Below are 11,984 nucleotides of genomic sequence, written 5' to 3'. Positions count from 1 at the left end.
AGTCCACACCTAACGCGGTTCCATGCGCAGCACGGCGGTGGTGTCGGCGTGCTGGGCGATGACCTCCACCGGGGAGCCGGAGGGGAACGGCCAGTGCGCCGACTCGCGGCCAAGCTTGGCCAGGTAGGTGGCGATGACCCGGGCGCCCTCCTGGGCACCGGCCAGTTCCGTGCGGTACTCGCCCTCCCCCTCCACGGTGCAGCCGCCCGCGGCGAGCACGTTGCGCACCCAGTCGCGGGTCCGCACCGGGGCGCACAGGTAGCGGGCCCCGTCCAACTGGGTGATCGCGAGCGGGAAGGGCCGGGGCTCGCCGGTGACCCGGCCGGGCACGCTGAGCACCCGCAGCACGTAGGTGCCCTCGGTGTAGGGGGCCAGGTCCGCACCGCGGATCTTCGCCATCATCATGGTGTTGATCTCCTGCGGTGACATGCTCGCCAGCACACTCGGATCCGGCCTGGTCATGACGCTCCCCTCTACCAGAGTCGCCACCTGCCCGCATCGCTAACGGGAACAAAGTGCAGACCCTGGGCGTGACTTGGTGAGACCCTGTTCGACAGACACTAGCGTGGACCGGGTGACGGTGCTGTGGGGAATCTCCTTCGACGCGACGCCGATCTCCGGCCTGGTCGTGGAGTTCATCAAGACCGCCAAGGTGTTCCACGAGCGCGGCCACCAGGTGCACCTGGACCTCGGCTACGAGGTCAAGGCCGACAAGGGCGCCTTCTTCCGCCCCTACCGCGACGAGGCCGACCTGCTGCCGGACTGGGTGCACCTGGACCGGATCGAGGGCGTGGACCGGATCCCCGGCTACACGCCCGAGTTCGTCACCGAGGTGCTCGCCCAGGTGGTCCAACGCGGGGACGAACGGCTGCTCCCCGCCGTGCAAGCGCTTTCCAGCCGGTTGGCCGCTTGCATCCTGCGCACCTGGCAGCGGCTCGGCGTGACCGCGGTGCTGGTGGAGAACGGCACGCTGCCGGAGAACATCACCTACACCAAGGCGCTCTACCAGGCGATCGAGCAGTACGGGCGGTGGGCCGGGCTGGGCAGGTTCGTGCTGTGGCGCGACCACGACCTGATGTGGCAGAGCGAGCCGGGTACCGGCAAGTACGGCGAGTTCCCGTACCCGCACACCGTCACACCGATCAACTCCCCGCACATCCAGTACGTGGCGCTGCACGAGCAGGCCCGTCGGCGGACCGAGCAGTGGGCCGGGCCGCTGGACAACATCGTGGTGGCGCCCAACACCTTCAGCCACAGCGCGGACGCCCGGCCCGGGTTCCGGCGGCACTACGGCATTCCCGAGCACGTGCCGCTGATCGCGCGCTGCACGAGGGTGATCCAGCAGAAGCGGATCGACCGGGACCTGCACCTGGTGGCCGCACTGGCCGACCGCTGCGAGGCGCACCTGTTCGTCGCGGGCGACACGGCCGAGTCCCCCGTGGAGCGCGACCGACTCACCGCGCTGGCCCAGGAACTGGGTGTGGCCGACCGGGTGGTGTTCGGCGGCTGGCTCGCCCCGCACGAGGTGCGGGCGCAGGGCTACTCGGTGCGCGACCTGCTGGCCACGGCCGACCTCGTGTCCTTCCTGACCTCCTACGACTACGAGAGCTACGGCAACCCGATCGGCGAGGCCATCGCGGCGCGGGTGCCGTACCTGGCCACGCGCTACGAGCTGTACGAGACGGTGTACGGGCACAGGGGTTTCCAGGCGGTGCTGATGGACCTGGCGCACGGGGACCTGCCCACACCGTCCTTTGTGGACGAAGTGGCCGAACTGCTGCTGGACGAAGGGAAGCGGGCGAGCATGGCGGAGTTCAACCACCGGCTGGGGACCGAGCACTTCGGCCGGGGCAGGGCCGAGGAACTGGCCAGGGCGGTGCTACCCGCGCGCACCCGCATGAGCGTGGTGCTGCCGGTCTACAACGAGGCGGAGAACCTGCCCACCGTGCTGCGCTCGCTCTACGAGCAGCACGGGGAGAACGGGCCGCTGGACCACGGGCTGTACGAGGTGGTGTTGGTGGACAACAACTCCACCGACGACACGGTGGCCATCGCGCGCGATTTCGCCGAGCGCAACCCGGATCTGGCCATCCACGTGGTGTCCGAGCCGGAGCAGGGCGTGGCCTGCGCGCGCAAGGCGGGCATGGACTTCGCCGCGGCCCGCGCGCCGGTCGACCCGGGCCGCCGGTTCTACCTGGTGTCGGCCGACGCGGACTGCCAGGTGGACCGCAAGTGGCTGTGGGAACTGTTCAGCACGATGGAGGCGAACAAGGCCGCCATCGGGGTGTGCGACTACTACTACGAGGCCGCGCACTTCACCAAGCGCCCCAGGCTGTGGGAAATGATCCAGCGCACGTTGCGCTGCCGGGCGGTGACCTTCGCCCTGTTCGGCGGTTTCCCCGACGGCAAGGGTTTCGCCGTGGACCGGGAGGCCTACCAGAAGGTCGGCGGGGTGGAGATCTTCTACCAGTTGCAGGGCGGGCGGTTCGTCAACCACCTGTCCGACGACTGGGACTTCGGCATCCGGGTGCGCGGCAGCGGGGAGGACATCGTGTACTCACCGCGCTCCCGGGTGGAGATCAACCCCAGGCGGGTGGACCACGCCATCGAGGAGGTGATCACCGGCCGGGCCTACGGCAGCGACGGCATCATCGTGATGCGCGACATCCGGCCGCGGGCCGCCGCGGGGCGGGACGTGGACCTGACCCCGGAACAGGCCCAGCAGGCCTGGGAGTTCTCCATCAAGGACTTCACGCCCAAGAACACGATCCTGCCGGTGCTGCTGACCCCCTCGCTGCTCGACGACGCGGCGGTGATCGAGTTCTTCACACCCTCGCTGGCGCAGCGGCTGGGCGCGCGCATCGCGGAGATCAAGGAGGAGATGCGGGTCCTGGACTTCACCCCGATCCACTCCTACAAGACCCCGTCCTACCGGCTGTACTTCGAGTTCGCCGAGGAGATCTTCGCCCGGCTGCGGGCCACCGTTGGCGAGGACATCGGCTACCCGCCCCCGCTGCCGCCCGCCTTCGACGAGGTGCCAGCGGAGCGGTTCACCGAGTTCGTCCGCTACTACTGCGAGGACCGCGAGTCCGGCGAGGCGCACAACTACTTCGGCAACGGGGGAGTGTTCTGATGCTCGAACTCGATCCGGCCCACCCGGAACCGGCAGTGCTGGCCGCACTGTCCAATCCGGACAACAAGCACCTGCTGGACTACGTCACCGAGGACCCGTTCGGCGCACACGTGTTCCCCGGCAACATCCCGGGCTACTCCGGTGAGCAGTTCCTGTCCGATCTGGACGACCAACTCGCCGACACCGCCCCGATCCACCTGTGGTCCTACATCCCGACCTGCGCCTACCGCTGCCGGTTCTGCCAGTACCCGGTGGTGCTCACCCGCGAGGACAAGGCGGGTTCGTGGGTGGACTGGAACATCCGCGAGGCCAAGCTGTGGCTGGAGCGGGTGCCGAACCTGCGCACCGCGCCGATCGGGGAGTTCAACGTGTTCGGCGGCACGCCCTCGCTGCTGCCACCGGACGCGATCCGCCAGCTGATCGAGTTCTACCGGGAGAACTTCGCCTTCGGCCCGGACACGGCGATCCGCTTCGAGGGCGACCCGAGCACGTTCACCCCCGAGAAGCTGGAACTGTTGGCGTCACTGGGCTGCACGAAGCTGTCCTGCGGGGTGCAGTCCTTCGAGGACCCGGTGCTGGAGCAGTGCGGGCGCCAGCACACGGCGCAGATGTGCACCGCGTTCGTGCGCAACGCGCAGGCCACCGGGTTCGAGTGGATCAGCATCGACCTGATGTACGGGCTGCTGGACCAGACGGTGGACAGCGTGCGCCGCGACCTGGACGTGGTGCTGGAGCACGAGTTGACGGCGGTGGTGTGTACCAAGCTGCACCTGAAGTCCTACGCGGAGACGCGGACCGGTGTGGCCGGAGAGAAGCCCGCGGCCTGGCAGGTGCCCGCGTACCGGGACCGCATGGTGCGCGACGGGCACCGCTGGCCGACCCTGGGCGAGCAGTACCAGATGCGCGAGGTGCTCACGGAGGGCCTGCGCGGCAACGGGTACACCGAGCACCCCACGATGTACTTCGCCCGCGAGGGGCACGGGCCTGAGGTGTGGAAGTCCATCATGGTGGACCAGCACCGGCAGGAGGCGGAGGTAGCCATCGGACTGGGCGGCAGTTCCAGTTGCCGCCGCTCCGAGGCGATCACCGACGTGAACTGGAAGCTGTACGTCGAGGCCGTCGAAGCGGGCCGCGTGCCGCTGGGCTCGGCGACCAGGTTCTCCGCGCAGGCCCAGGAGTCGCGGGCCGTGAAGATGGCGCTGTCCACCTTGCAGCCGCTGCGCGATGACCTGCACCGGGCGCGCTTTGCCGGACGGTCCCTGTTCGACCCGCACTGGCTGGCGAAGTTCGAGTCCCTGCAACAACGGGAACTCCTCGTTGTCAACAGGGAAGGCGGAACGGTCACGCTGACCCCGAACGGCGAGGTGCTGGTGGAGGCGATCATCAACACCGAGTTGTAGCCGCTATCATCCGCCACCATGACCGAGCAGGACTTACGCACCAAGGAGATCGCGGCCAAACGGCCCAGCTACCTCGCCGATCTGGCGCAGGGCACGGACCGGTTCTTCGAGCCGCGGGCGGACATGTGCCCGTGGTGCGGGTCCACGCTGCTGCGGGTCCGGCTGCGCACGACGGATCTGATCCAGCACAAGCCGGGCCGGTTCGTGCTGGAGCAGTGCCGGGACTGCCGCCACGTCTTCCAGAACCCCCGGTTGACCCCGGCGGGGCTGGAGTTCTACTACCGGGACTGCTACGACGGGCTCGGCGAGCAGGGCATGAGTTCCACCTTCGAGGGCCGTGCCGGGTCGTACCGCAAGCGGGCGGACATGGTGGCGGCGCTGACCGAGCCCAAACGCTGGCTGGACGTGGGCACCGGGCACGGGCACTTCTGCCGTGACGCCGCACAAGCGCTGCCGGGCACCGAGTTCGACGGGCTGGACCTCAGCGAGGGCGTGCACCTGGCTCGCGAGCAGGGCTGGATCGACACCGCGCACCAGGGCGAATTCGTGGCGCTGGCGCCGGAACTGGCCGGGCGCTACGACGTGATCAGCATGTACCACTACCTGGAGCACACCACCGACCCGAAGGCGGAGCTGGCCGCGGCGGCCGAGGCGTTGCCCGGGGGCGGCTACCTGGCGATCGAGCTGCCCGACCCGGAGTGCCGCTGGAACCGGGTGCTGGGCCGCTGGTGGCTGCCCTGGCTGCAACCGCAGCACCTGAACCTGATGCCGATCGGCAATCTGCGCGCCGCGCTGTCCGAGGCGGGTTTCACCGTCGTGGCCGAGCAGCGGGCGCAGGCGCACGAGGCGATCGACGCGCGGGTCGCCGGTGTGCTGCTGGTCAACGCGCTGACCATCGAGGGCGAGGACATGCCCTGGCGCGCGCGGAAGCCGAGCCAGGCCAAGGCCGTGCTGCGCAAACTGGCGTTCCTCGCGGCGCTGCCGATGCTGGTGCTGGGTGTGCTCGCCGACAAGCTCGGCAACGCGCTGGGGCCGCGCCCCGGTTGGTCCAACGCGTACCGGGTGGTGGCGCGCAAGTCACTCTGAACGGCACTTGTGAAGTTCCCTCCCCTTTGTTTAGGTTAGCCTTACTTAGGTCAGGCTAACCAAAGGGGCCGCTGTGCACCGGATCGCCGCACTCGGGGTGTCGGCGCTGGTGCTCGTGGCAGGCTGCTCGGTGGGCGCTTCGGGGTCGCCCACCGAGCCAGCCGCGACCGCGGACCGCCCACCGCTGAGCCAGGTGCGGGCCGAGGCCGATCCCCGTGCGCACGAGGGGCCGTCCACCGCGCTGCTGGCCGAGGACATCACCCCGGCGGCCCACCCCTCCCCCGCACTGCCCGTGACGCGCTGGCCCGCGCGCCGTACGCGCCGGGCACCTCGTGAACGCCCGCGTGCCGGTCCTGTTCGGCGGGCTGGCGGTGGCGGTGGTCGGCGTGGGCCTGCTGTCAGCTTCCCTTGGCCAGTACGGGATCCCGGTGAACGAGGTGTTCGGCACGCTGTGGAACGTGCGCTTCCCACGGGTCGCACTGTCCTTTGTAGTCGGTGCTGTACTTGGGGTCGCCGGGGCGGTGATGCAGGGGATCTTCGGCAACCCGTTGGCGGAGCCCGGGGTCGTGGGCGTGTCCCCGGCGGCCGCGGTCGGCGCCGCCGCCTGCGTCCTCGGCTGACGGGCCACGACGTCCCGGTCAGCTGGGCCGACTGAGACCACACTGGTAACACCCGGTAGGGGTCAGTCCGCCGACGGCCCCTACCGGTCGCCGGGCGCTATCATGGGGCCCGGTGCCCACCTCACGCGAACTGATGATCCAGAGCGCCGCGGTGCTGTTCCGCGAGCGCGGTGTCGCCGCGACCGCCCTGTCCGAGGTGATCGAGCACAGCGGGGCGCCGCGCGGCTCGATCTACCACCACTTCCCCGGCGGCAAGGCGCAACTGGTCGAGGAGACCACCCGGTACGCCGGTGAGGTGGTCAGCGCCGCGATGACGGACTTCGCCCGGCAGCACGATCCGCTGGCTGCGGTGGCGGCGTTCGTCGCGCTGTGGCAGGAGATCCTGGAGTCCAACGACTGCCGGGCCGGGTGCCCGGTGCTGGCCGCCGCGCTGGACGGGGACGGGGAGCAGGCCGCCGCGAAGGTCTTCGCGCAGTGGGAATCCCTGTGCGCGGGCATGTTCCGCACACACGGGGTACCCGCCCGCAGGGCCAGGTCCCTCGCCACCACGGTGGTCGCCGCCATCGAGGGCGCCGTGGTGCTCAGCCGCGCCCAGCGCAGCACCCTGCCCCTGCAGCGCGTGGGCCGCGAACTGGGCGTGCTGCTGCGCGGGGCGAGCGGCGGGCGCGTGCGGTCTAGCCCTTCTTCTGGTTGAACCGCAACAGGTTGCCCGAGGGGTCGCGGAACGCGCAGTCGCGCACCCCGTAGGGCTGGTCGATCGGCTCCTGCAACACCTCGGCCCCGGCCGCGCGCAGCCGCTCGAAGGTCGCGTCGCAGTCGGCGGTGGCGAACACGACCCCGCGCATCATGCCCTTGGCCATCAGCTCGGCGATGGCCTGCCGGTCGGCGGGCGAGGCGTTCGGGTTGGCGCACGGCGGTTCCAGCACGATGTCCACGTCGGGCTGCTCCGGCGAGCCCACCGTCAGCCAGCGCATGTTCTCGAACTTGACGTCGTTGCGCACTTCCAGGCCGAGCACCTCGTGGTAGAAGGCGTAGGCCTCCTCGTGGTTGTCCACCTGGATGAAGCAGTGCGAGAGCGTGATGTCCATGCCGCTCACACTATGACCGGGCGGCCGATCCCGCTTCTCCGTTCCTGACCGGCCTGGTCATGATCTTGGCGAAGCAGGCCGGGATGGCCGCGCCCGGCTCGTGGTCGCGGGCCCGGTAGGCGCTCGGGCTCTCCCCGACCAGCTCGGTGAACCGCGAACTGAACGAGCCCAGCGAGGTGCAGCCCACCGCGAAGCAGACCTCGGTCACCGACAGGTCCCCGCGCCGCAGCAGCGCCTTGGCCCGCTCGATCCGGCGCGTCATCAGGTAGCTGTACGGGGTCTCCCCGAAGGCCGCCCGGAAGCTCCGCGCGAAGTGGCCCGTGGACATCAGCGCCGTCCGGGCCAGCGCGGGCACGTCCAGCGGCTGCGCGTAGTCCCGGTCCATCTGGTCACGCGCTTTGCGCAGCCGCACGAGGTCGGACAGGTCCACCTGGCCAGTGTCCCACACGGCGCGCCCCGTACGGCCGCCGCGAAGGTGGCTTTCACTGCGCCCAGCGCAGCGAAAGCCACCTTCACGCCACGTCTCGGCGGCGCGGCCAGGTGTGCACCCCGTGCACATTCCTCGGCGAACGTCGGCCCGGAATTTGTCTGATTCACGGCTTGTCGGCAGATCCGAAGGAGCGGGACGATCCAGACACGGGGAATTTAACGGACAGTGACGGGGAGGGCCAAGTGAGTGTCCACCAGCGCGAGAGCAGCACCTGGCGATTGATGCTGCGAACAGACCTGCCCGCGTCGTTCGTGGTGTTCCTGGTGGCGCTCCCGCTGTCGCTGGGCATCGCGGCGGCCTCGAACGCCCCGCTGATCGCCGGGCTGATCGCGGCGGTCGTCGGCGGCATCGTGGGCGGCGCACTGGGCGGAGCGCCGTTGCAGGTGAGCGGTCCCGCCGCGGGCCTGACGGTGATCGTGGCCGGGCTGGTGGGCCAGTTCGGCTGGCCGGCCACCGCGGCCATCACCGCGGCGGCCGGAGTGGTGCAGTTGCTGCTGGGGGCGAGCAAGGTCGGCAGGCTCGCGCTGTCCCTGTCGCCCGCGGTGGTGCACGGCATGCTCGCCGGAATCGGCGTGGTCATCGCGGTGGGGCAGCTGAACGTGGTGCTGGGCGGACGGAGCCTGAGCTCCGCGCTGGCGAACCTCGCCGCGCTGCCGGCGCAGTTGTTCGCCGGGCACTGGGCCTCGCTGCTGGTCGGCGCCGTGACCCTGGCGGTCCTGCTGCTGTGGCCCAAGCTGCCCAAGGTCCCCGCGGTGCTCGCCTCGCTGGTGGCGGTCGCGGTGGGCACGGCGGTGGCCGCCGTGTTCCGGCTGGAGGTCGCCAGGGTCGACCTGCCCGCCGACCTGGTCCGGGAACTGGCACTGCCCCAACTGCCCACGGGTTCGGTGCTCGCGGTGCTCGGTGCGGTGCTGACCGTCGCGCTGGTGGCCGGCGTCGAGTCGCTGCTGTCCGCGGTGGCGGTGGACAAGCTGCACGACGGCCCGCGGGCGGACTTCGACCGCGAGCTGATCGCCCAGGGTGCGGCGAACCTGCTGTCCGGCGCGTGCGGGGGCCTGCCGGTGACCGGGGTGATCGTGCGCAGCTCGACCAACGTCAGCGCGGGCGCCCGGAGCAGGGCCTCCACGGTGCTGCACGGGGTGTGGATCCTGCTCGCGGTGCTGACCATCGGCGGTGTGCTGGAGATGATCCCGCTGGCCGCGCTCGCCGCCGTGCTGGTGGTCATCGGGGTGCGGCTGGTCAGCGTCGGGCACGTGCGCCGACTGTGGCGGCACCGCGAGGTCCTCGTCTACGCGGCCACGCTCGGCGGCGTGATCGTGGTGGGCCTGGTGGAAGGGGTGCTGATCGGTCTGGCCGCCGCCGTGCTCAGCGCGCTCTACCGGTTGGTGCACAGCAGGGTGCGGGTGGTCGAGCGGGACGGGGAGTGGCTGGTCGGCGTGCAGGGCTCGCTGATCTTCCTCAGCGTGGGCCGCCTGGTGCGCGAACTGCGGGCGATCCCGGCGGGCAGCCCGGTCGTGCTGGACCTGCACGTGGACTTCATGGACCACGCGGTGTTCGAGGCGATCAACGACTGGAAGACCGGCCACGAGCGCACCGGTGGACGGGTGCGGGTGGACGAGACGCCGGACAGCTGGTTCCACCAGTCGATCAGGTCCCGGCCGAGGCTGCGCAGGACCCTGCACGCCCCTCGGGGTTAGTTTAGGGTGCAGGCGAGGAAAGGGCGTGGTCATGGGCACCATCGCGGTTCACGAGTTCATCACCCTGGACGGGGTGTTCGAGGACCCGAAGTGGACCTTCGAGTACGGCTTCGACCCGAGGATGGGCGAAACCCTCGCGGCGATCACTGGAGCGTCCCGGGCGATCCTGCTGGGGCGCACGACCTTCGAGATGTTCGCACCGGCCTGGTCCACCCGCACGGTGGCGGACGACCCGGGCGCACCGTTCTTCAACGACACGCCGAAGTACGTCGTCGGCTCGCAGGAGCCCGCGGTGCGGTGGGCCAACTCGACACGCCTGGGCCCCTACGACCCCGGCACGATCGGCAAGCTCAGGGACGAGACCGAGGGCACCATCTACATCTCGGGCAGCGGCACGCTCGTGCGCGCGCTGCTCCGCGACGGCCTGGTCGACGACCTGCACCTGTTCGTCTACCCGGTCGCGCTCGGCAGCGGCAAGCGGTTCTGGGCCGAGGGCGTCGACCCGACCAAGCTCGTGCTCAAGGAGCAGCAGGCCTACGACAACGGGGTCCTCCACCTGGGCTACGGCCCGGCCAGGCCCTAGCCCTCGATCAGCCCGCTGCGCACGGCGTGCAGGGCCGCCTGGGTGCGGTCCTGCACGCCGAGCTTGGCGAGAATGGCGCTGACGTGGGTCTTCACCGTCTTCTCCGCGAGCAGCAGCGCCTTGGCGATCTCGCGGTTGGAGCGGCCGTGTGCCAGCTCGGCGAGCACCTCGCGCTCGCGGGGCGTGAGGTGCACGCCCTGGGGCGCGGGATCCCCCGCGGCGAGCAGGCTGGCCACGTCGGGGTTGAGCAGGACGTGCCCGGCGTGCACGGCGCGGATCGCGGCGGCCAGCGCGGGCGGGTCCACGTCCTTGTAGACGAACCCGGCGGCACCGGCCCGGACCGCGGGCAGCACGGCGGCGGGGTCGGCGAAACTGGTGATCACCAGCACCCTCGTGGTGCTGCCCGCGGCACGAAGTCCCCGCAGGGCCTCGACTCCTCCCCCGCCGGGCATCTTCAGGTCGAGCAGCACCACGTCGGGGGCCAGCTCGGCGGCCAGGTCCACACAGGACTGCCCGTCCGGGGCCTCGCCGACCACGGTGATGTCCTCCTGCACGTCGAGGAACGTGCGAAGTCCTTGGCGCACAACGGGATGGTCGTCCACGACCAGCACCCGGATCGGCTCAGCCACCGGTGGGCACCTCCAGCCTGACCAGCGTGCCGCCTCCGGGCTCGGAGCGCACGGTGAGCCGACCGCCCACCGACCGGGCCCGTTCCCGCATGGAGCTCAGGCCGAGCTTGCGCGCGGCGGAGGCGGAGTGGTCCGGGTCGAACCCGGTGCCGTCGTCGGACACCTGGAGCACGGCGGTGCCCGAGGCCGCCGACAGGCTGATCTCGATGCGACGCGGGCTGGCGTGCCGCAGCGCGTTGTGCAGCGCCTCCTGGGCCACGCGGTAGGCGGCCTCCTGGCGGCTCGCGCTGAGCACCGGCACCTGCTCGGCGCGGAACACCACCTCGGCCTCGTGCACGCGGTCGAGCAACTCGGCCTGCTTGCGCAGCGCCAGGTCCAGGCCGTCGCCGTCCAGGTCGGCGGGGCGCAGGCCGACCACCACGGCACGCAGTTCGGCGGCGGCCTCGCTGGCCAGTCGGCGCACGGTGCCCAGTTCGGCTGCGGCACGGGCCGGGTCGCGCTCGATCAGGGCCGCGGCGGCGTCGGCGGTCAGCCGCAGGGAGAACAGCTTCTGCGTGACCGCGTCGTGCAGCTCGCGGGCGATCCGGTTGCGTTCGGCCACAATGGACAGCTCCCGGCTGCGCTCGTACAGGCGGGCGTTGACGATGGCGATGGCCGCGTGTCCGGCGAGCAGCCGCAGCAGCTCCTCGTCGGAGGAGGTGAAGCCGCCGGGGGTGTTCTTGTTGGCCAGGAACAGCTCGCCCAGGATCTCCTCACCGTCGGTGATCGGCATGCCGAGGAAGTCGGTGAGCACCGGGTGCGCCTTGGGCCACCAGCCGAACTGCGGGTGCTCGCGGATGTCGTGCAGTCGCACGGGGTTGGGGTCGCGCAACATCACGCCGAGCAGCCCGTGCTGGCGCGGCACCGGGCCGATGTCGCGCCACTGCTGCTCGCTGATGCCGTCGGCAAGGAACTCGGCGAAGGACCCGGCCTCGTCGGGCACGCCGAGCGCGGCGTAGCGGGCGTCGAGCAGCTTGCGGGCCGAGGTGAGGATCGTCTGCAACACCTCGCGCACCGACAGCCGCGAGGTGACCGCCAGCACCGCGGCACTGACCTCGCGCAGTTCCTCACGATCGCAACCCGACACGCCAGCACCGTACCCCGTCGCGGGTGCGGGCGGATCGGGCCGAGGTCCTAGGTCCAAGGACCGAGACCCCGCGGACCGGCGGCCCGATGGCCCGCGTGGCGCGCGCTCCTAGCGTCGAGGGCACAGGAGATCGAC

The 11,984-nt window shown here is 70.8% G+C and carries 12 protein-coding genes; 7 read left to right on the top strand and 5 right to left on the bottom strand.

The window, feature by feature from the left end:
• Positions 1–9: 9 nt before the first annotated feature.
• Entirely contained in the window at positions 10–462 is a 453-nt protein-coding gene (locus tag KALB_RS43890) for a hypothetical protein (RefSeq protein ID WP_025356449.1), read from the bottom strand.
• Positions 463–574: 112 nt separating this feature from the next.
• On the opposite strand from KALB_RS43890, the gene KALB_RS14565 reads away from it, so the two are divergent.
• From KALB_RS14565 to KALB_RS14545, 5 genes are all read left to right on the top strand, one after another.
• Positions 575–3,133, top strand: a complete 2,559-nt coding sequence (locus KALB_RS14565; RefSeq protein ID WP_236650258.1) for a glycosyltransferase — start codon at positions 575–577, stop codon at positions 3,131–3,133.
• Entirely contained in the window at positions 3,133–4,533 is a 1,401-nt protein-coding gene (locus KALB_RS14560; protein WP_025356447.1) for a radical SAM protein, read from the top strand. Before KALB_RS14565 ends, KALB_RS14560 begins: the two co-directional genes overlap by 1 nt.
• 18 nt (positions 4,534–4,551) lie before the next feature.
• Positions 4,552–5,619 carry a class I SAM-dependent methyltransferase gene (locus KALB_RS14555; RefSeq protein WP_025356446.1) on the top strand — a complete coding sequence of 356 codons (1,068 nt, stop codon included), beginning with the start codon at positions 4,552–4,554 and terminating at the stop codon, positions 5,617–5,619.
• A 332-nt stretch (positions 5,620–5,951) separates the two neighbouring features.
• Positions 5,952–6,239 (top strand): iron chelate uptake ABC transporter family permease subunit, encoded by a 288-nt coding sequence (locus KALB_RS14550; RefSeq protein WP_081789335.1) that lies wholly within the window; start codon positions 5,952–5,954, stop codon positions 6,237–6,239.
• Positions 6,240–6,351: 112 nt separating this feature from the next.
• Positions 6,352–6,933 (top strand): TetR/AcrR family transcriptional regulator, encoded by a 582-nt coding sequence (locus tag KALB_RS14545; RefSeq protein WP_035977873.1) that lies wholly within the window; start codon positions 6,352–6,354, stop codon positions 6,931–6,933.
• Here the strand turns inward: KALB_RS14545 and KALB_RS14540 are convergent.
• Positions 6,914–7,327 carry a VOC family protein gene (locus KALB_RS14540; RefSeq protein WP_025356443.1) on the bottom strand — a complete coding sequence of 138 codons (414 nt, stop codon included), beginning with the start codon at positions 7,325–7,327 and terminating at the stop codon, positions 6,914–6,916. The two genes, KALB_RS14545 and KALB_RS14540, sit on opposite strands and share 20 nt — an antisense overlap.
• A 10-nt stretch (positions 7,328–7,337) precedes the next feature.
• The gene (locus tag KALB_RS14535) at positions 7,338–7,757 is read right to left on the bottom strand and encodes a helix-turn-helix domain-containing protein (protein ID WP_025356442.1); all 420 of its coding nucleotides are present in this window, start codon (positions 7,755–7,757) and stop codon (positions 7,338–7,340) included.
• A 242-nt stretch (positions 7,758–7,999) separates the two neighbouring features.
• On the opposite strand from KALB_RS14535, the gene KALB_RS14530 reads away from it, so the two are divergent.
• Both KALB_RS14530 and KALB_RS14525 read left to right on the top strand, forming a co-directional pair.
• Positions 8,000–9,511: a SulP family inorganic anion transporter gene (locus KALB_RS14530; protein ID WP_052360454.1), complete on the top strand. Its 1,512-nt coding sequence runs from the start codon at positions 8,000–8,002 to the stop codon at positions 9,509–9,511.
• A 31-nt stretch (positions 9,512–9,542) separates the two neighbouring features.
• The gene (locus KALB_RS14525; protein WP_025356440.1) at positions 9,543–10,094 is read left to right on the top strand and encodes a dihydrofolate reductase family protein; all 552 of its coding nucleotides are present in this window, start codon (positions 9,543–9,545) and stop codon (positions 10,092–10,094) included.
• On the opposite strand, the gene KALB_RS14520 is transcribed toward KALB_RS14525, so the two are convergent.
• The gene (locus KALB_RS14520; protein ID WP_025356439.1) at positions 10,091–10,723 is read right to left on the bottom strand and encodes a response regulator; all 633 of its coding nucleotides are present in this window, start codon (positions 10,721–10,723) and stop codon (positions 10,091–10,093) included. The two genes, KALB_RS14525 and KALB_RS14520, sit on opposite strands and share 4 nt — an antisense overlap.
• Entirely contained in the window at positions 10,716–11,849 is a 1,134-nt protein-coding gene (locus tag KALB_RS14515; protein WP_025356438.1) for a GAF domain-containing sensor histidine kinase, read from the bottom strand. The genes KALB_RS14520 and KALB_RS14515 overlap by 8 nt, the downstream gene beginning before the upstream one ends.
• Positions 11,850–11,984 lie beyond the last annotated feature (135 nt).

This window comes from Kutzneria viridogrisea DSM 43870 (genome assembly GCF_000525635.1).
GTDB lineage: Bacteria > Actinomycetota > Actinomycetes > Mycobacteriales > Pseudonocardiaceae > Kutzneria > Kutzneria viridogrisea.
The sequence above is the reverse complement of the archived record's forward strand: the minus strand, read 5'-3'. Positions and strand labels throughout refer to the sequence as shown.